Below are 19,609 nucleotides of genomic sequence, written 5' to 3' on the forward strand. Positions count from 1 at the left end.
CATTTGTTTTTAAACGTTTATCTGCTGATTTGGGTGCGCATTGTCAAAATGCAGTGAACTTTCTACTGGATGGACCATTGCTACTCAGATATTCGCATATAATCCCTTACAGTTTTGGTTACTACTTAATAATTATGTTTCTAACACCTTACTTTTCAAACAATAATCATCAATTTCAATTCACTCGCGAACAAGCAAGTCACTTTGCTAAGCGCGTTGCTGGTGATTACAACCCTATTCATGATGAAGATAACAAACGCTTTTGTGTGCCTGGCGACCTGCTATTTGCCGTTCTACTAAGTAAAGAAGGCATCAGCCAAAAAATGCGTTTTCGTTTCTCTGGCATGGTAAATGATGGCATTGAGCTGCATATTGAAAATAAGTGTGAAAAAGAAAGCGCAGTCGTAGATGAGGCAGGCAAAGAATACTTACACATGTCTCGTGAAGGCGAAACCAACCACAACCCAGCTTTCATTGAGCACGTGGTAACAAATTACGTGCAGTTTTCTGGCATGAACTTCCCGCACATCATGGTTCCTCTTATGGAAGAGAAACAAATGATGATCAACTGCCAGCGTCCACTGGTTATTTATGAAAGCATGGAAGTGGAATTCTCTCGTTTAGACCTTACACATCCTGAAGTGGATTTCACTGGCGCGACGTTTGATGTAGACGGTAAGCGCGGCGTGGTGACTTTGAACTTCGCATTCAAAGAAGACGGTGAAGTGGTCGGTAAAGGTATTAAACGCATGGTAGCGAGTGGTTTGAAGCCATACGACCAAGAAGCCGTTGACGACCTTGTACACCGCTTTAATGAGCGTAAGGATGCATTCCTAGCAAAGTTCGTTAAGGCAGCGTAACAGACTGCCGAATTAGCGATAACAATCGGATACCAAAAAGAAAGCCCAACGATTGATGTTGGGCTTTCTTTTTACTTAAAAAATGAGTCGATGGCAGCTCGGTATTCAAATCCAGCGACGAACTTGGTTTTTATAATCCAAGTATTCATCACCAAACAACCTTTCCAATACATGTTCTTCTGGTTTGATTTGAAATCGATTCATATAACTGACAAACAACACACCGCAAAGCACCACACTTAAATGTTGCCACCATAAACCCACCGCAATGATGAGCAGTAACAACGCCATGTACATTGGGTTACGTGAGAAGGCAAACACGCCAGTTCTTACAACGGAAGATGCTGCATCAGGTTTTACTGGGTTCACGGTAGTCTTTACTTTGCGAAATTCATATACACCGGCAATCCCCATGTAGCCAGACAACAAAGTTAGTGCGCCGACTACAAACTCAACAAAGGGCACTCGAATGTTCATGCTCGGCGTCAAGACTTTAAGCCCGTACATCAGAAGTATGACCAGCAAAAACACCGCAACAGGTGGGACTTTGAGTTCAAGTTTTCTCAAGGTTCAGATCCTTTGAAATGGAATGTTCATCATTGGGCAAAAAGCCCAGTTGGACTGGGCTTGATGTCATTATACCAAAGTTAACAGTGCTTGAACGGGATGCTTAGGCTTTGTTCCTTCAAAGCGTTTTACTTGGCTTCGGCAAGAATAACCAGTAATCAAACATCTTTCGTTATCTAACTTATCTAGGTTTGGTTTCCAACTTAAATTGTATATGTCTTTCGACATCGACAGCTTATCCACCTCGTGGCCAAATGTACCCGCCATGCCACAACAACCAACCGGTACTGTGTTCAATACCGCGCCAAAGTGAGCAAAAATAGCGCCCCATTCTTTCTCTGCGTTCGGCATTTTGGTTTTTTCAGTGCAGTGCGCAAACAAGTACCACGGTTCCTGGTTTTCCCGTTGCTCTGCTGCTTCAAACGCTTCCAACCTTGGGTACAGCCATTCGTGAGCCGTTAGCACATCGAAATCGCCTCGCTTGCTACCAAGTACTTCCGCGTACTCATCTCGATAGCACAGCACCAATGCCGGATCAACGCCGACCAACGGAATGTCTAAGTCCGCCACCATAGCCAAGAACTTCGCCGTATCAGCCGCGGTCTCTTTAAACTGGCGTAGGAAACCTTTGATGTGTTGCGCTTTACCATTTGGCTTAAATGGCAAAAGCACTGGATGCATACCTAGCTTTTTAACCAACTTGACGAAGTCTTCAACAACGTCCGCATCGTAATAACTGGTAAATGGGTCTTGAACGATTAATACGTGCTTGCTCTTTTCAGTCGAAGACAAACCACTCAATACTTGCAGATCATACGGCGTTGTCAGCGACTCTACGCGCTGTTTCAACGTAGGAACAGACAGCAACGGCGCATCCACATACCCTACAGTTGAAGCCGTTAAACTCTTCACCCACGACTGTTTCAATACGCCGTTCACGACTGCTGGTGCCTTTGCCATCATTGGCAGCATGGTTTCAATGTTGGCAACCAAATAATCTTTTGCCGGACGCTGATAGCGCGAGTGATAAATGTTTAAAAAGCGGGAACGGAAACTTGGAACATCCACTTTGATCGGACATTGGCTCGCACACGCTTTACACGCTAAGCAGCCGTTCATTGCTTCATAAACTTCATGAGAGAAATCGTATTCGTGACGACGATTAATGGAATGACGCACACGATCAATCATGGTTTTGATCGATGTTTTGTTTTCTAACGTTTGCTTTTCTAGGTCAAGAATATCAATACCTTGCTCAGTAAGCTGACGCAACCACTCACGAACCAATCCAGCGCGCCCTTTTGGCGAATGACGACGATCAGCCGTCACTTTCATCGATGGACACATCGGCGAACTGGTATCGTAGTTAAAGCACAAACCGTTCCCGTTACATTCCATCGCTTGCTTAAAGCTGTCACGTACTTGTACGTCAATTTGGCGATCATAGTAACCACGTTTGGTGTCGGTTACTTTTACCAACTCTGCATCGCTATCAAGTGGCGTACAGATTTTGCCTGGGTTCATTTTATTATGTGGGTCGAATGCAGCTTTTACGCGTCGAAGCTCAGTAAACAACTCTTTGCCAAAGAACTCCGGACCATATTCCGAGCGGAAACCTTTACCGTGCTCACCCCACATCAGGCCGCCGTATTTCGCTACCAGCTTGACGACTTCATCAGAGACTTCATGCATCAATGCTTCTTGGTGCGGGTCACACAAATCCAACGCAGGACGCACGTGCAGCACCCCTGCATCAACGTGACCAAACATACCGTAATTCAGAGATTTGCTATCTAATAGTTCGCGGAACTCTACAATGAAATCGGCCAAGTTTTCTGGTGGTACACACGTATCTTCAGCGAATGCGACCGGTTTAGCGCGGCCTTTTGCAGCGCCTAACAAACCCACCGCTTTTTTACGCATGTTGTAGATACGTCCAATACTCGCTACATCATTACAAACTTGGTAGCCGATAATGCCCGCTTCTTCTGTTTCCAACATGATATCGAGTTTGGCGGTTAACGCCGCGACCTGCGCAGCAACTTCTTCTTCGTCTTGCCCTGCGTATTCCACCATATTGATGCCAAGCATTTCTTTGTTTGGCACGTCGGTGATCAGATCGCTCACGGTGTGCCAGACAATGTCTTGCTTCGCGAGATTAAGTACTTTTGAGTCAACAGTTTCGACAGAAAGTGCTTTCGCTTCGACCATAAATGGCGCGTTGCGCAGTGCAGAGTCAAAGCTGTTGTATTTCACGTTAACTAAGGTACGCGCTTTCGGAATTGGCGTCAGGTTTAGCTTCGCTTCCGTAATAAAGGCCAATGAGCCTTCTGCTCCACACAGCACTCGTGTGATATCGAAGCGGTCATCTTCTTCATTTAACGCGTTCTTTAAGTCGTAGCCCGTTAGGAAGCGGTTGAGAGGAGGAAATTTATCCACGATCTGTTGACGTTTATCTCGACAAACTGATTCCGTCACTTGTAACGCCGTAGCGGCAAACTCGCCTTCTTTTGGATAACCATGAGACAAATCAGACTCTAAAATCGAGCCGTCAGCAAACACCGCTTGCAACGACAGTACATGATCAGACGTTTTCCCGTATTTAAGAGAGCCTTGACCAGAGGCGTCGGTATTCACCATCCCGCCAATCGTTGCGCGGTTGCTGGTCGACAAATCTGGAGAGAAAAAGTAGCCGTAAGGACGAACCGCATCGTTCAACTGATCTTTCACTACACCAGTTTGAACGCGAACCCACCCTTCATCTTCATTCACTTCCAATACTTTGTTCATGTGGCGAGACAAATCCACCACAATGCCTTTGGTCAGCGACTGGCCATTTGTACCGGTACCGCCACCACGAGGGGAGAACGTGATTCTTTCGTACTTTTCTTGATTGCTCAGTTTTCCGATGAGAGAAACATCTTGAGTCGTTCGAGGATGGACGACTGCTTGAGGAAGTTGCTGGTAAACGCTGTTGTCAGTAGCGACAGCTAAACGACTTGAATATTGGCTTTCGATGTCGCCAGTGAATCCGGCTTGTTCAAGCTCTTTCAGAAAACGAAGAACAAGAGGATCGACATCAGTTTGCGAGTGTAATCTTGGTAACATTTGCTTCCTGCCCCTACGACGCTGATCCCATCAGCTGCGGGTTATCTAATTATTTGCTCATTTCTCATACAGCGCAGCTATCAGCACAACAAGACGCCGCAAAAAAGTGAGAGGAGTAATATTCTTTGAATTTCGTCACTTTACAACATTTAAAAAGGCGATCAAATCAGAATCTCAATACAATAATTAAACTTATGCTTTATTTTTTGAGGCTTGATGCCTTACATTGGGATAGAAATCGCGTTTCTAGATGAGCTTTCAGAATGAAAAAAAATAAAGTTGTTACCACGGAAGATATCCTTCTAAAACTTTGCCAGTCTGTTTCTGGCGTTCTTACTTCGGCCACCTCTTCTCAAGTTAATTACTCCGCAATGGTTCAAAAGATCAACAAGACCAGCCTCAAACCAGATTTTGGCTGTTTTGTCCTATTTGATGGCGGATTTACCGGACTTGTAGTGATTAACTTTACTGCAAAAGCCGCTTTAGAGATTTACACCAACTACATGCGTAACATGGGCATGCCAGAAGAAGAACTGGCTATCTCCCATACTTCTGATGAAGTTGCAGACGTATTGGGTGAACTCATGAACCAATTGGTCGGTGACTTTACCAATAAAATCCGTAAAGAACTGCAAACCAACATCACGCAAAACCAACCGAAGATGCTGGCGCTGAACAAACAGGTAATTTTGCAAGTTGATACCAATTTGGATCGCCCTCAAGCACGTCGTGTGACGTTCTCGACCGCGAACAACAACATTTTCTATTTAGAGCTAGCGATGGACAAAACAGAGTTCATCCAGCTTGAAGAATTTGAAATTGCAGAAGATGAAAACCCAGATGACATCTTAGAAGCCGCGCGTAAAAACATGGCAGAAAAAGAGTCGGAATCTTCGAACTCTAAAGATGACGCTGACGACTTACTGAGCCAACTGGGTTTGTAACCGTCAGCCACGCCATCCCAAGAGAAGTCATCTCGATAAGGTAATATCGTTTCGCCTAATTAAGACGACCTAAAAACGCCTAGCCTCGCTCCTCGCGGGGCTTATTTTTTCTCGGAAGAACCCACTTCCACCTCGCCTTGTATTTCGTTTTTATGTCAAAAAAGGTAATATGTCTGACTTCGTAAATTTTCTGCTTTCGTTACTGGTTGTCGATGGATAAACAAAAAGCTCTGAAAAAAATCGCCAAGTGTTTGGAACTGGGTAACTCCGCCAACGTGAATGAGGCGGCAAACGCCATCAAGATGGCGCATCGCCTTATGCTCAAATATGGTTTGGACAAAGACGATATTGAGTTTATCAAAATGGGAAAAACTCAATCTTCCCATTTGTTGCCGTCCAACATCAGTTCTACCCTATTGCGCGTGATTCGTGGCATTAACACTAAGTTTGGTGTTGAAGCCGTCTTGTTGAATCACAAAGGGCTTAAACGCGTTGAGTTTATTGGTGAAGCCGATCGCGCTATCTTTGCTGCCTTTGCTTTCGACATCATCTATCGAGAATTGAATGAAAGCACCGGTCAGTTCCGTAATAGCTTTGCAGGTTCTGGTACGTCTTCAATGGAAGTGACTCGCCGTGTTAACTCTTTTGTTTCTGGCTGGGTAGAAGGCGCACTTGAAAAGCTGCCAGTGATCTCACCGGATGAAGAGTCTGCAAACAAAATCAATGATTACATTGATAAAGAGTTTCAGAACATCGACCGTGAAACGTTCAAAAAGCAATTAAGAGAAGCCATGAAGAATCTGACGGAAGACTACGAAGTCGGATTAAAGAAAGGCAGAAAAGTCTCTGTAAACCGTGGTGTCGGTGGAGAACAAGCCAGAAAAATGTTGGGCAACACCTCGAAATAAGCGCAACATACTCAACTAGATACGTAAAAGTGGGTTGATATTGAGCGTTATAAGAAAATTCTTACACAGCTCTCTATCAATCTTACTTTCGCATAACAAATATCAATATCTACTGATTCATAATTCGCGTCCCATTATGAGGCACTGTTTCGCCTCAGTTTTATACGGAGATTTTCCCTTGAAAAAGATGTCTATTGCACTGGCACTAGTGCTAGCTCTTACAGGCTGTCAAGCTACTCAACGCCAAAATGCAACAACGGGTGAATACGAAACGAACTCTACCACGCAAGGCGCGCTAATTGGTGCTATTGCTGGTGCAGCGATCGGTTTGGCAACTGGTGATAACGCAAAAGAACGTCGTAAACATGCTCTTATTGGTGCGGCGGCAGGCGGTGCTACTGGAGCAGGCGTCGGTTACTACTTTGACCAACAAGAAGCAGAACTGCGTCGTGCGTTGCTAAACTCTGGCGTACAAGTACAGCGTGTAGGTGAAAACCAACTTCTACTTCGCATGGAAAATGGCATTGGCTTCTCTTCAAGCTCATACCAACTGGATGCAAGCATCCACAATACTCTACGTGGTGTTGCTCGTATTCTGGTTGAATACCCAGATACAAGCCTAGTCATTGATGGCTACACAGACAGCACTGGTAGCGAATCATACAACCAAACGCTTTCTGAGCGTCGCGCGGAATCTGTTCGTCAGTTCCTAGTGTCTCAAAAAGTGGCTCCAGGCCGTGCAATTGCACGTGGCTACGGCGAGCGCAATCCAATTTGCTCAAACCAAACTTCTGAAGGTCGAGCTTGCAACCGCCGTGTTGAAATCCAGATCTTGCCACTGAAGTAATTTGGTAGCACCATAACGGTAATAACAAAAATTACCGGAGCAGGCCTAGCAACTTACGCTAGGCCTGACACATTCAATGTCATTCAAAACCATCGCCCTATCCTTTACGTTAAGCAGCTGTCTTTCTGTATCTGCATTTGCTTCTCAAGCACCAACATCCCCAGCAGAACAATTTGAACTGGCGCAGCAACTGGCTCTTTCTCCAAAATCAGATTCGCCATCGGATGTTCGCTATTGGCTAGAGCAATCCGCAAGCCAAGGCTATTTACCTGCGCAGAAACAGCTGGCCGAAGACTATTCCCGAGGATTGACCGGTGCGGTCAATTACCCACAGGCAACGTATTGGTTTACCTCTGTAGCGTTGAATGACCCTCGCGACCGCGGGTTTTTGTTAGCGGACTTTGTTCAGCATCACCAAAAAGACATCACCACCAGCGATCTCGTTGAGGCATGGTACCAATTAGCCTCGGACACCAATCCTCAAGCGGAAGAAGCTTACAATCATTATCTCGAAGAGCGCTTCAATCAACTGCGTGCAAAGCAAGTCTCCGAAATTGTCGAATTAGATAAAGAAGCGACAAAAGAAGAGCAGCCTGTCGCTCCACAATCAACCGTAACGTCTGATAATGGCACGATTATGTGGTTGGCTATTGGTGGATTGGTGATCGCTCTAGCAGGCTTCGGTGGATGCGTAGTTCTAAGAAAGCAGCAACGAGCCTTGGCCGCACAGTCTTCCCAAGAGGCAAACCAAACTCAGGAACTTAATGCAAAAGTAAAAGAGTTAGAGTTCACGAATAAACAATTGAAGCGTCAGTTGGAGAAAGTATTCAAAGAGTTTAAAAAGACTCACAGCCAATCCGACAATCACAAAGTTGCGGTTGCCTGCGCGATGTTTGGTTACACACCACAAACCATTCCTGATAACCAAGCAGTGAAACTCCGCTATCGACAACTTTCAAAACTCTATCATCCAGATACTCGTGGAAGTGAAGAAGAAATGAAACGTTTGAACCAGGCGTTTAAAATCATCTCACAAAATGTTACAAAATCGTAAATCACAACTAGAGGGCGCTTGATGGCTAGCTTTAAGTCTAAGTAAAACAAGGTTCGCAATCGATCTCGCTCTCAAACAAATTAACAGACATTTAACGTCAATCTCTTTTTCATGCCATAATGTCCGGCGAAAAATAACACCTAACGACTCATATTTATCTAGGTGGGGAGAAAATCAATGTTCACTGAAGAAGGCACCTGCGATTGGTGTAAAAAACCTAGTTTTGTTACTCGTCACGATTATGTAGATGGCAAATATCATCACTCTTGCCAAGCCTGCTACGACATGGCGAAGATCGATGTTCGTCTATTTAACCAAGGCGAAATGCAAATGCGTGAGCGCATGGCACAACGAGCGAGCTAATCCGGTTAGAATCAATGGAACTGATTTTCAAAAGCGCCTTCTAGGGCGCTTTTTTGATCGCTTATGATTCACATCTCTTCCCCATAATCACGACGTAAACATGCTCATCGTGTAACTCATACCTGTATCGACCATCAAAAACCACTGTATAACACCAACAAAAGCACTGTATATACAGTAGTAAACACCTGTATATATCACTCGGATAATGTTGCTAACTTCACACTTTTCAATCCATACCCAACATATCAAGAACAAAGACAATTCGTTAAAAATCAACACCTTAAAAAATAATTCAACTATCAGCGAGCGTTATCTCACGTACTCATCAGTAAAAATGGGTTGATCAGATACCCAAAACAAACTACTGTATACACATACAGCATGTATAAAGGAACAGTAAGATGCAGTTACAAAGTCAATCTCGTACATACTCACGTTACAACGTACTGGCACAAACCACTCAACCAATGGATGTGTCTGATCAGCTTCTTTCTAAGTTGGCAGTATTGTCACAGCAAAAACAATGGATTCTGTTTACCGCTGAGTGTCCTCGTCCTGATTTTGAGCAACTCACTGCTTCCAATATTTGCTGCAAAAACGTTATTCAGATGAAGCCGTCTCAACAGCTTTCTGAAGTCGAAATCGTTATCAAAGCCATTCAGTCTGGCAATGCCAGCGCGGTTGTCGCATCAAACAAAATTGCTCTTATGAACCAATCCATGTTGCGTGACATCGCTCAGCGTTATCAGTGTGAAGTCTTTTTCGTCGAAGGCAGAGTAAACCAGTATCACTAACAAGATCGACGTTATCCATCCTGCATCTCGCCTCCTTTTAAGGGGGCATTTTTTGTATTAAAGAAAAAAGGCAAACGTTTGCTTTTTTCTCTGGCGAGTTAAAATAGTTCTGGTATGATGCCCTCATTCGATTTATTCAGCTGATATTTTCCGCTGAATATCTTCTCCTTAAGACGTTTGATTAAGATGATAGGAATGTCGCAATGAGCCTTGCTAATCAAGTACTTGCCGTCAATGACGACCTGCCAATTCGCACCCACAAACCCGTACACAGCGGAAAAGTTCGTTCAGTTTACTGGTTAACTGAAGAAGACAGTGCCCGACTGATCAAAGAGAAAGGATACGATGTCGCACCAGATGCGCCCTTGGCCATCATGGTGATCAGCGATCGTATTTCTGCTTTCGATTGTATTTGGCATGGTGAAGGTGGGCTTAAAGGTGTACCGGGTAAAGGTGCCGCATTGAATGCCATTTCAAATCATTGGTTTAAGCTTTTTAAAGACAACGGCTTAGCTGACAGCCACATCTTAGATATTCCTCACCCATTTGTTTGGATCGTTCAAAAAGCAAAACCGGTAAAAATTGAGGCAATCTGCCGTAAATACATCACTGGTTCCATGTGGCGTGCATACGCAAATGGTGAGCGCGAGTTTTGTGGTATCCAACTTCCTGAAGGGTTAGAAAAAGATAAGGCTCTACCGGATTTGCTAATGACGCCGTCAACCAAAGGCATCCTAAAAGGCATTCCTGGTGTACCAGAAGCAGACGATGTGAACATCACTCGCCAAAATATCGTGGACAACTATGAAGCGTTTAACTTCTCAAGTGCAGAAGATATCGCTCAGTACGAAAAATTGTTGAAAGAAGGCTTTAACGTTATCAGCCAAGCGTTAGAAGAAATCGACCAAATCTTTGTCGATACCAAATTCGAATTTGGTTATGTTCATGACGCCGCAGGTAATGAAAAGCTGATCTACATGGATGAAGTTGGCACGCCAGATTCTTCTCGTATTTGGGATGCAAAGGAGTACCGAGCAGGTAACATCGTTGAAAACTCGAAAGAAGGTTTCCGTCAGTTCCTACTTAACCACTTCCCTGACCCAGATATCTTATTAAACAAAGAACGTATGCCAGAGCGCGAAGCTCTTGCACGCGATAACGATCTTCCTGTTGAATCTTTGATGGATATTTCAAGAACCTACATTGGTATCGCCGAGAAAATTACAGGTAAACCAATTACGTTAAGCGAAAATCCAAAAGCTGAAATCATCGAAATTCTCAGCAAAGAGTACGGTTTGATCGACTAGCTATCTGAAAGCTGATTGAAAATTGCCAATAAAAAAGTCCGCCTTGATGAGCGGACTTTTACTTTTTTCGCCAGTTTAGATTAGATAATGTCTAACGTTGTGCCATTTGTCGTAGACGCCGACTTCGTCGTCACCTGATACTTTTTATCTTTGATGGTCGACACCAAGTACCACGTCGATTGAGCGGCATCAGCAGTAAAGGTCACTCGCATAAAGCCACGTTGTTTGATGTCAGCCCATTGCAGCTCGGAGACTAAATGCGGCAAGGTGTATTCCATTTGCGCAATCGCCACCGGGTCCAACGCCAAATACTCTTCCAACCCCGGAGAGCTCACCGAGCTCGTCGCAAACTCGACCCCTATCGGATTGTTTGACACATCTTTTAACTCACTTGCCCACGCGTTGTGAGTATCGCCCGCTAAACACACAAAATTGCCACTACTTGCTTTGGCCAGTTGGTAGACTTTTTCACGCTCGACATAGTAACCATCCCAAGCATCGAGGTTGTAAGGCAGAGAAATGGGATCTGCACTTGGATCGGCAAGATAACCTGTGATCGCTGTATTCACCGCCAACAAAGCTTCTGTTTTCTTCTCTTCTGTTGACGTAAACAGTTGGAACATCGCCGTCATCACTGAACTTGGTAGCTCCATTCGCGACATCAAAACTTGTTGGCCTAAAACGTTCCATTTTGCATCGTGCGTGTTGAATTCATTCATCAACCAAGCAAGTTGTTCAGTGCCTAGCAGTTCTCTGTCTGCACTGCGTGATTGAGCAACTAACCCACCGATAGCTTCCATTGTTGGTGCATTGAGTGAGAAGTAATCCAACGGCTTATCACGACCGACAAGGCGCGTATCGAGCATCATGAGATTCACTAAGTTGCCAAATGAGAACTGACGATAAATCAACATGTTTGAGAATGTATTCTCACGAACTGGCAACCACTCAGTCCATGCAGCCGCAGCGGCGGCTCGACGGTCGATAAAGCTACCTTCGTCGTCTTGATGGTTCTCTGCGCCATTTTTCCATGTGTCATTAGCTAACTCGTGATCATCCCAAACTGCAATCATGGGCAGTTTGGCATGTAATGCTTGCAGATCGGCATCTTGACGATATTGGGCGTATCTTTTTCGGTAATCGTCCAGCGTGATACATTCTGTGCCTTTGCTCGGTTCGCGCCCTAATGCAGCGGCATCTTCACTGGCATAGCCTCCAGCCCCATATTCATAAATGTAGTCACCAAGATGTAACACAACGTCGAATGGCGATTGTTCATGTTGATTTAAGATCTCGCGATAAACGTGGAAATAACCCGCTGGATAGTTGGCGCAAGACACCACCGCCATCGATGCTTTTTCGACACCATCTTCAGGCAGAGTTTGAGTTTGCCCTACCTCACTCATCATCTCGCCGACCATAAATCGGTAGTAGTACTGAGAATTGGCGTTGAGGTTTTGTACGTCCACTTTTACCGTGAAATCACGTCCTGTATCGGTAGTGAATACGCCACTTTGCACGACATTGGAAAACTCCATGTCGGATGCGACTTGCCAGCTCACATCCACGTAACTCGCGGCTGTAGTCACCCGCGTCCAAATAATCACTTGTGTTTGAGTCGGATCGCCACTGGCAACACCATGTTCAAAACTAACGGCAACGGATTCATTATCGTCGCTGCCACAACCGATTAGACCGGTAGCAACGGCGGTTGAAGAGACAACTTTCATAAAGTCTCGACGAGACAAAGACATACTGACTTCCTTTCTTATTGTGTTTTTGTTTTTGCCCAAATAACGCAACGAATAAAAATCTCCCTATCCGTAGACAAAAGAGTATTGATTCGAGCTCACAGCGCCGATGATTTGGGTCGGTAATTTGTCCTAAAAACACTAAGTTAGAAGCTAGTTATGACAATTGCATTTCCAAAGGTTACATTTTTGTTAAATTAAGTGTAAATACTCTATATTCATCACACTTCCAACAAAAGTCGCATTGGACTAAGCCAATCAATAATATGAGCTAGACAGAGTAGGTGGAATGCATGGCGCTTGAGATACGAAAAAAGCGACCCAGAGAGGTCGCTTTTGTGGTGATTCTATTTAAGCGTACAAGTGAGATTAGAAGGCCACGCTTAAAACTTGATATTCAGAACATCTTGCTCCGACGCATCGACCTTTAACTTACTGCGAGATTCAATATATTCAATCTGCTTTGAGTCGAGTGAATATGGCATGACAACACGTAATTCATTTATCCCTTCATGCTTTGCGAGCTGAGTTAAACGAACTAAGTTCGATTCGTCACTTTGACGTGAAGACATCGATTTTAATGCCGCATCCCAGAGTCGATCTTCCGGTCGGCTCAACTCTGCAATGTTCTGCTTCCACATCAAACCAAAAATGGGCGCAATGGTGGCAAACGCCTCTAAGAAGGTCCATTTCTTACTTCCTGTAGCTCCTAAAAAGCTGGTGTAGTCGAACTCAATGCATGTCTTTCCTTGTTGATCCATTCTCTGCCCCCGACACTCGAAAATGAGATATACCAAATATCGTTCAACTATTTTGATATAGCAATGGGATATAAAAGAATAGTCTTTTATGCCCTTAATTACATTCAAAAGGAAATATTAAAACCAGCTTTGTAACAAGTGATGCACAGCTTCGCCATATATAAGCATTCAATTGATTAATATTTCAAACAGCAAACTAAAAACAGGGCTTAAGCGATGAAGTCAATACCAAAAGCTTATAGATTCATCAGCTTAATACCAAGCCCAACACGGGTTTGAGAATGGTCATAGTCGATCAGCGTTTCACCGTAGCCATGGTAACCTTGAAGATATACACCAAGAATGTCATTGAAATAGAATGTGTAACCTAGTTCAATCCCACCTTTATCATCAGCAAAGTTGTAAAAACCGCGTGTATTGACCACGCCCGCACGGGTATAAACTTTCGCCCACAACTCGTAAGGTGCGTAGTAATTTTCCATGTCGTCATTTTCTGTGGTAATCACCCACCATGCATGTACGCCATATTCGACTGGGCCAGAAAAACGCTCGGCAGCGACATATAGACGGTCCCAACTGCGTGACAGTTTGCTGGATTGACCGTTCGATTCATGTTTGTAACCGGCTTCAACATGATTGAACAACAACATGTTCGATTGATGTGCTAAGAACACTTGCGGCTTGTAGTTTGTTTCTCTAAATGGCGATGAGATATCAGAGTTTGCCAGTTGCCATAGGGACTTTTGAGTATAAGCCCCCATCAAAGCAGTGCCTGAGCTGAAGCGATAAAATGGAATTGATGCTGAGATCTGAAACTTCACTTCAAAATCTTGCAGTGAATCCATCTCTGAGCCCATTTCGCTATAGGCGCTTTGGTTGATGTCTGTGGTGTATGTACCTAGAACGTAGTTGTCTTCGTAGGTTGAGATATGGGTAATGTCTTTTCCGTAAGCAAGTACGGGGCACAACAAGAGCGGAATTACTTTATACTTCATCGTTATCCTTTTGCCGCCAAATCATAAAGCGGCAATATCATTCCTTATCATCGATAACTTCGACAATAAACAGCAAGGGAAAAGCGGTTAAAGCAATTTTCATTCCGGATTTTATAATTAGCTGAAGATTTTACAATAAGCCGTAGATACACAGCTCAATTTCTACCAACTCGTTGATAAAATTCGTTTATTTGACATCCACCACACGGCTGGCTTTTTTGTACTGAACTTTCCACCCAGCCCATCTTGGAAGTTCCCAGCGTTTAGGGTCACCTTTGCGATTTCCTTCTGTGTAGATGACATGAACCAACTTGCGAGACACAAAGTATTCCACATCAAGCTTGAGCTCAGCTAACACGAGTTTCAGAGGGTACTGCTCTGCGAAGTCGTTGTATTCCCACTCGGGAATGCCTTCAAATGGAAGGTCATCAGCCGCGAACAATTCGATGTCATCAACACTTTCAACGCCGAGCGTTTCCAGTTGTTCGGTCAGCCAAGTAGAAAAACAAAGTTCATCAAGGGCTTTCTTATCCACCAGTTCAGTATTCAGACCTAGGGAGTTGTAGATTTTCCAGTGTTGAATTTGTTGTTTTCGCAATGGAGCAAAGCCTGGCAACAACATTTCTTGTTCGATCATGTCGGCAATAGATTGAATCGCCACTTCACCTTGTAACGCTTGATGCTCAGTGAATATTGTCCGACCAGCGTACACTAAGTGCATAGTTGCTAGCGGAGTATCATCTTCGTATTGAGTATCACCTTGGTGCCATTCTCCCAGTTCGAGCGTTTTAATGAGGTCGAGCGAAATCGGCATCATGACAGATGCAAGGTTGAGCGTTTGTTTAACTCCCCTACCCGGTACGCTGTGGCTATCTAGCACCAAAGCCGCTTCACTTTTATCCGGAAAACGACTGTTTCGACCAACGACCATTTCCATCGAACCATTGCCAAGTGCATCTCGGCGACGCTCTCTGCGCACAAACACCAATTCAGGATGCAAAGCCGCTATCGCTTGAGTCAGTTGATCTCGTCGATAACGTGAAGCCACTTCCAAGTGAGGTAATTCAAACACGTCCCGCATCTGCTTTGCTAAGCCTTGCGCTTCTTCCAGCACACTACTATCTACAATCACTGCAGGAAGCTGTTCTCCACGCACCAACCGAATCATTAGCGACGCGTCACACCCCAAAGGTTCTTCTTGCTCTAGTGCCTCTGCTGCCTCTCCCCCTTGCAGTTGATACAGCTGTGCAGGCACGGAGAGCGCTGCCGCTAAATCGATCATGGCTTCTTTTTCGGCTTTGGTCGGAATGCGAGTCACCAGATCGGCGAATAGCGCATCAATTGGCAGTGGATAGACTTTTTTGCCGTGCTCGGTTACGTCACCGTTGTCGTCTAATGCCCCCATCGCTTGCAAACACAGAAGTGCGGCGTTCAATGACTTTTCTGGAACTGCATCAAGGAAGTGCAGCTCAGATAAACGATAGCCACAACATGCCGCCGCAAGCATGGGCTCTACCAGCTCTTCACGATGCAACTCCGGTGGCGTGACCAACTCTAATGGAGCATGTTCGCCAAATAAACGGATACAGGAGCCTTCTGCTACGCGCCCTGCACGCCCCATTCGCTGTGCTGCACTGGCTTTTGAAATGTTGGTTAATGTGAGAGCAGTACGTCCGTTGCGCTGAACCGTTCTTCGCTCCAAACCGCTATCAATCACAACGCGGATGTTAGGAATGGTAAGTGACGTTTCCGCGACATTGGTTGCCAGCACCACTTTGCGCTGCGCTTGAACAGTTAAAGCTCGATGTCGCTCTTCATCACTGACCGAGGCATGAAGCTTCACCACCAGCACATCATCCAAGTGCTGTAACATCTGCGCGCACTGAGCGATCTCTTTTCGACCCGGTAAGAACACCAAGATATCGCCTTCTTCATCTTCAAGGGCTTCTTTTACTGTTTTCACCACGTCATTTTCACACCCTTTTTTATTGGGCAGATGACGACTGTCTATTACTCGATGAGTCACCGAGACAGGAAAACAGCGCCCTTCTGAACGAAGACGATGAGCATTAAGATAATGTGCGAGTTTTTCGCCCTCTAACGTGGCAGAAGTCACTATCAATCGATGCTGATTTTCTTGCTTCAAAATTGCGGTTAGTAGATCAATGTCCCAGCGACGCTCGTGAAATTCGTCCACTATCACGATGTCGAAGCTTGCAAGTTTGTCTTCCGCAAACCAACGCAACGCTACACCCGGCGTCACGAACACGACTTCCGTGTTCTCATCGAAATACGCATGCAGCTTGATCGCGTAACCAATTTTGTTACCTATCGGCTCACCAGATTGCTCCGCAAGAAACTCAGCTAATGAGGTACAAGCAATTCGACGTGGCTCGATGACCAAAACACGTCCGTGCTTTGCCGCCCAAAGAGGAAGGCGTGTTGACTTACCCGAACCCGTTTCTGCTTCCACAACGAGGTGGTGGTGCTTCACGTGTTGGTCAAATTCAGCTTGTAAGCTATCGATAGGCAGTTGAAACATAAAGAATGGATTTTGTTGTGATAATGCTGAGCATTATACCCAAGTGAAAAAATCCTGCTTTAGGTATCTCTTACAACAAATATTGACGATATTTTCGTCGGTAAACGAGTTTTTTTGCGACATTACATTGATGTGCGTCAACGCATGTTTACAACTAAATGGTGAACCCGTTAAAATTTCGTGCGCATCCTTCAACCCTACATTAAGGCACCCAATGAACAACGATAAACGCCCACTATATATTCCATATGCGGGTCCGGCTCTTATGGCAACCCCTCTATTGAACAAAGGCAGTGCTTTTTCTGCTGAAGAACGTAGTTCATTCAACTTAGAAGGTCTGCTTCCAGAGACAACAGAAACAATTCAAGAACAGGTAGAACGTGCCTACCAACAATACAAGAGTTTCGAAAGCGACATGGATAAGCACATTTACCTGCGCAATATCCAAGATACCAACGAAACCCTATTCTACCGTTTAGTACAAAACCATATTTCTGAGATGATGCCGATCATCTACACGCCAACCGTTGGTGCTGCGTGTGAGAACTTCTCGAACATTTACCGTCGTGGTCGTGGTCTATTTATCTCTTACCCGAACCGTGATCGTATCGATGACCTACTAAACAACGCAGCCAACCACAACGTAAAAGTGATTGTTGTGACTGATGGCGAACGAATCCTAGGTTTGGGTGACCAAGGTATCGGCGGTATGGGTATTCCTATCGGTAAGCTTTCTCTGTACACCGCATGTGGTGGTATCAGCCCTGCTTACACATTGCCTATCGTTCTGGATGTGGGTACAAACAACCCTCAACGTCTTGCTGATCCAATGTACATGGGCTGGCGTCATCCTCGTATTACGGGCCCTGACTACGATGCATTTGTAGAAGAATTCATCCAAGCGGTACAACGCCGTTGGCCAGATGCACTTATCCAGTTTGAAGACTTCGCGCAGAAAAATGCGATGCCTCTACTAGAGCGCTACAAAGACCGTATTTGTTGTTTCAACGATGACATCCAAGGTACGGCAGCAGTAACCGTAGGCTCTCTACTGGCAGCATGTAAAGCGGCGGGTACTCAGCTTTCTAAACAGCGCATCACTTTCTTAGGTGCGGGTTCTGCGGGTTGTGGTATCGCAGAAGCGATCATTGCGCAAATGGTATCGGAAGGGATTTCTGACGAGAAAGCACGCTCTCAAGTTTACATGGTCGATCGCTGGGGTCTGCTACAAGAAGGTATGCCTAACCTGCTTGATTTCCAACAGCGTTTGGTTCAAAAACACAGCAACACAAAAGAGTGGGAAAATGAAGGAAATGGCTTCTCACTACTGGATGTAATGCGTAATGCGAAACCAACGGTACTGATTGGTGTATCAGGTGCGCCTGGCCTATTTAGTCAAGAAGTCATCGAAGAGATGCACAAACACTGCAAGCGTCCGATTGTCTTCCCGCTGTCAAACCCAACCAGCCGTGTTGAAGCAACACCAAACGACATCATCCGTTGGACAAACGGTGAAGCGCTAGTGGCAACGGGTAGTCCGTTTGATCCTGTGGTTCACGAAGGTCGCACTTACCCTATCGCACAATGTAACAACAGCTACATCTTCCCAGGTATCGGTCTTGGCGTTTTAGCGGTTAACGCAAAACGCGTGACTGACGAAATGCTAATGGAATCAAGCCGAGCGCTGGCTACATGTTCTCCACTTGCGATTAATGGTCGTGGTGCACTTCTACCACCTTTGGAAGAAATCCACCTAGTATCGAAGAAGATTGCTTTTGCCGTTGCGAAGAAAGCAATCGAGCAAGGTGTGGCACTGGAAATCACAGACGAAGCGCTAAACGATGCTATTGACCAAGCGTTCTGGCAGCCAGTTTACCGCCGCTACAAACGCACAGCATTCTAAGCTTGAGACAACTTGTATAATTATTAGCCCCTACTCTGTAGGGGCTTTTGTTTTTTAAGCTGTTTTTTATCATCCTAACCAGATTTTGGCATAAATGGGCTTCTCTCTTTTTGTTTCTATCAGATATGATGAGGAATACACATTTATTAAAGGGTATAAGACGTTTTGCTGTTTTCTCGTATAAGGTCAAAGTGGAAGCTTAAGTGTTCGTGGAAGCGAATTGCTTTGATTTTGTCGATCTCTTTATTTGGACTCCTCCTGTCTGTGGTTGCCATCGACCGCTGGGTCGCATTGCAGGCCAAAGACAATATCTTTATCGATTACGACCAAATACCCCAGCACGAAGTCGCGGTGGTGCTTGGTACGAGTAAATACATCGGAAAGACACTCAACACCTATTACACTCATCGCATCAATGCAGCGATCGAGCTTTATAAACAAGGCAAAGTGAAACAGTTTTTGCTTAGCGGAGACAACGCACATCGCTCTTACAATGAGCCATGGACCATGAAACGAGATCTGCTTAAAGCCGGCGTTCCAGAAGAAGTCATCCATCTCGATTACGCTGGATTTCGGACTTTGGATTCCATAGTGCGAGCAAAAAAGATCTTCGCCTCAGAGCGTTTTTTAATAGTGACTCAACGCTTTCACTGTGAGCGCGCGTTGTTCATTGCCGATGCGTATAATATTGATGCACAGTGTCTTGCGGTTGCAGGCCCAACAGCGAATAAACAAAAAACTTCGATGCGAATTCGTGAACTGCTTGCTCGTGTGAAAGCATTTTTGGATCTCTACGTGATGAATACGCAGCCACGCTTCCTTGGCCCTCAAGAGCCAATTCTTGCGGTAGAAGACCCAACAGAAGCATCAAATGCTGAGCGCAACATTCCTATAGAATAATC

16 protein-coding genes are annotated in these 19,609 nt (G+C 45.0%); 10 read left to right on the plus strand and 6 right to left on the minus strand.

Annotated elements, in window-relative coordinates; translation table 11 throughout:
* Positions 1-134: 134 nt before the first annotated feature.
* Complete coding sequence (locus ACF8OV_RS06255; protein ID WP_005462640.1) at positions 135-860, plus strand: DUF3581 domain-containing protein; 726 nt, start codon at positions 135-137, stop codon at positions 858-860.
* Positions 861-965: 105 nt separating this feature from the next.
* Here the strand turns inward: ACF8OV_RS06255 and ACF8OV_RS06260 are convergent, their stop codons facing one another.
* Complete coding sequence (locus tag ACF8OV_RS06260; protein ID WP_024702686.1) at positions 966-1,427, minus strand: isoprenylcysteine carboxylmethyltransferase family protein; 462 nt, start codon at positions 1,425-1,427, stop codon at positions 966-968.
* Between the two features lie 69 nt (positions 1,428-1,496).
* Positions 1,497-4,535 carry an FAD-binding and (Fe-S)-binding domain-containing protein gene (locus tag ACF8OV_RS06265; protein ID WP_140341872.1) on the minus strand — a complete coding sequence of 1,013 codons (3,039 nt, stop codon included), beginning with the start codon at positions 4,533-4,535 and terminating at the stop codon, positions 1,497-1,499.
* 263 nt (positions 4,536-4,798) lie between these two features.
* Here ACF8OV_RS06265 and ACF8OV_RS06270 point away from each other — a divergent pair, with 263 nt between their 5' ends.
* The 7 genes from ACF8OV_RS06270 (at position 4,799) to ACF8OV_RS06300 (ending at position 10,755) form a co-directional block, all read left to right on the plus strand.
* Positions 4,799-5,479: a DUF3334 family protein gene (locus ACF8OV_RS06270; protein WP_005462648.1), complete on the plus strand. Its 681-nt coding sequence runs from the start codon at positions 4,799-4,801 to the stop codon at positions 5,477-5,479.
* Positions 5,480-5,691: 212 nt separating this feature from the next.
* Positions 5,692-6,387, plus strand: a complete 696-nt coding sequence (locus tag ACF8OV_RS06275) for a DUF2786 domain-containing protein (RefSeq protein ID WP_005462644.1) — start codon at positions 5,692-5,694, stop codon at positions 6,385-6,387.
* Positions 6,388-6,574: 187 nt separating this feature from the next.
* Complete coding sequence (locus ACF8OV_RS06280) at positions 6,575-7,234, plus strand: OmpA family protein (RefSeq protein WP_005495535.1); 660 nt, start codon at positions 6,575-6,577, stop codon at positions 7,232-7,234.
* 76 nt (positions 7,235-7,310) lie between these two features.
* Positions 7,311-8,288: a J domain-containing protein gene (locus ACF8OV_RS06285; RefSeq protein ID WP_203502733.1), complete on the plus strand. Its 978-nt coding sequence runs from the start codon at positions 7,311-7,313 to the stop codon at positions 8,286-8,288.
* Between the two features lie 177 nt (positions 8,289-8,465).
* Positions 8,466-8,651: a hypothetical protein gene (locus ACF8OV_RS06290; protein ID WP_005462602.1), complete on the plus strand. Its 186-nt coding sequence runs from the start codon at positions 8,466-8,468 to the stop codon at positions 8,649-8,651.
* A gap of 404 nt (positions 8,652-9,055) precedes the next feature.
* Entirely contained in the window at positions 9,056-9,448 is a 393-nt protein-coding gene (locus ACF8OV_RS06295) for a cell division inhibitor SulA (protein WP_005462595.1), read from the plus strand.
* 203 nt (positions 9,449-9,651) lie between these two features.
* Positions 9,652-10,755 (plus strand): phosphoribosylaminoimidazolesuccinocarboxamide synthase, encoded by a 1,104-nt coding sequence (locus ACF8OV_RS06300; protein ID WP_024702689.1) that lies wholly within the window; start codon positions 9,652-9,654, stop codon positions 10,753-10,755.
* Between the two features lie 80 nt (positions 10,756-10,835).
* Here ACF8OV_RS06300 and ACF8OV_RS06305 read toward each other — a convergent pair whose 3' ends face one another.
* The 4 genes from ACF8OV_RS06305 to ACF8OV_RS06320 all read right to left on the minus strand — a co-directional run bounded on the left by ACF8OV_RS06305 (position 10,836) and on the right by ACF8OV_RS06320 (position 16,804).
* Entirely contained in the window at positions 10,836-12,509 is a 1,674-nt protein-coding gene (locus tag ACF8OV_RS06305) for an alkaline phosphatase (protein ID WP_031812326.1), read from the minus strand.
* 380 nt (positions 12,510-12,889) lie between these two features.
* Entirely contained in the window at positions 12,890-13,267 is a 378-nt protein-coding gene (locus ACF8OV_RS06310) for a hypothetical protein (RefSeq protein WP_005462601.1), read from the minus strand.
* Positions 13,268-13,503: 236 nt separating this feature from the next.
* Entirely contained in the window at positions 13,504-14,262 is a 759-nt protein-coding gene (locus tag ACF8OV_RS06315) for a phospholipase A (RefSeq protein WP_017448646.1), read from the minus strand.
* Positions 14,263-14,449: 187 nt separating this feature from the next.
* Complete coding sequence (locus ACF8OV_RS06320; RefSeq protein ID WP_203502734.1) at positions 14,450-16,804, minus strand: helicase-related protein; 2,355 nt, start codon at positions 16,802-16,804, stop codon at positions 14,450-14,452.
* 214 nt (positions 16,805-17,018) lie between these two features.
* Here ACF8OV_RS06320 and ACF8OV_RS06325 point away from each other — a divergent pair, with 214 nt between their 5' ends.
* Both ACF8OV_RS06325 and ACF8OV_RS06330 read left to right on the plus strand, forming a co-directional pair.
* Positions 17,019-18,707 carry an NAD-dependent malic enzyme gene (locus tag ACF8OV_RS06325; protein ID WP_005462599.1) on the plus strand — a complete coding sequence of 563 codons (1,689 nt, stop codon included), beginning with the start codon at positions 17,019-17,021 and terminating at the stop codon, positions 18,705-18,707.
* A 165-nt stretch (positions 18,708-18,872) separates the two neighbouring features.
* On the plus strand, positions 18,873-19,607 hold the full coding sequence (locus ACF8OV_RS06330) for a vancomycin high temperature exclusion protein (protein ID WP_005462605.1): 735 nt from the start codon (positions 18,873-18,875) through the stop codon (positions 19,605-19,607).
* Positions 19,608-19,609 lie beyond the last annotated feature (2 nt).

The organism is Vibrio sp. GLN_1, assembly GCF_043106015.1.
In the GTDB taxonomy this organism is placed as follows: Bacteria; Pseudomonadota; Gammaproteobacteria; order Enterobacterales; family Vibrionaceae; genus Vibrio; species Vibrio parahaemolyticus.

Excerpts from the sequence above, each read along its gene's own strand:
- ACF8OV_RS06255 (WP_005462640.1), top strand. The coding sequence starts at position 135 with ATGTTTCTAACACCTTACTTTTCAAACAATAATCATCAATTTCAATTC.
- ACF8OV_RS06265 (WP_140341872.1), bottom strand. The coding sequence starts at position 4,535 with ATGTTACCAAGATTACACTCGCAAACTGATGTCGATCCTCTTGTTCTT.
- ACF8OV_RS06270 (WP_005462648.1), top strand. The coding sequence starts at position 4,799 with ATGAAAAAAAATAAAGTTGTTACCACGGAAGATATCCTTCTAAAACTT.
- ACF8OV_RS06275 (WP_005462644.1), top strand. The coding sequence starts at position 5,692 with ATGGATAAACAAAAAGCTCTGAAAAAAATCGCCAAGTGTTTGGAACTG.
- ACF8OV_RS06280 (WP_005495535.1), top strand. The coding sequence starts at position 6,575 with ATGTCTATTGCACTGGCACTAGTGCTAGCTCTTACAGGCTGTCAAGCT.
- ACF8OV_RS06285 (WP_203502733.1), top strand. The coding sequence starts at position 7,311 with ATGTCATTCAAAACCATCGCCCTATCCTTTACGTTAAGCAGCTGTCTT.
- ACF8OV_RS06290 (WP_005462602.1), top strand. The coding sequence starts at position 8,466 with ATGTTCACTGAAGAAGGCACCTGCGATTGGTGTAAAAAACCTAGTTTT.
- ACF8OV_RS06295 (WP_005462595.1), top strand. The coding sequence starts at position 9,056 with ATGCAGTTACAAAGTCAATCTCGTACATACTCACGTTACAACGTACTG.
- ACF8OV_RS06300 (WP_024702689.1), top strand. The coding sequence starts at position 9,652 with ATGAGCCTTGCTAATCAAGTACTTGCCGTCAATGACGACCTGCCAATT.
- ACF8OV_RS06305 (WP_031812326.1), bottom strand. The coding sequence starts at position 12,509 with ATGTCTTTGTCTCGTCGAGACTTTATGAAAGTTGTCTCTTCAACCGCC.
- ACF8OV_RS06310 (WP_005462601.1), bottom strand. The coding sequence starts at position 13,267 with ATGGATCAACAAGGAAAGACATGCATTGAGTTCGACTACACCAGCTTT.
- ACF8OV_RS06315 (WP_017448646.1), bottom strand. The coding sequence starts at position 14,262 with ATGAAGTATAAAGTAATTCCGCTCTTGTTGTGCCCCGTACTTGCTTAC.
- ACF8OV_RS06320 (WP_203502734.1), bottom strand. The coding sequence starts at position 16,804 with ATGTTTCAACTGCCTATCGATAGCTTACAAGCTGAATTTGACCAACAC.
- ACF8OV_RS06325 (WP_005462599.1), top strand. The coding sequence starts at position 17,019 with ATGAACAACGATAAACGCCCACTATATATTCCATATGCGGGTCCGGCT.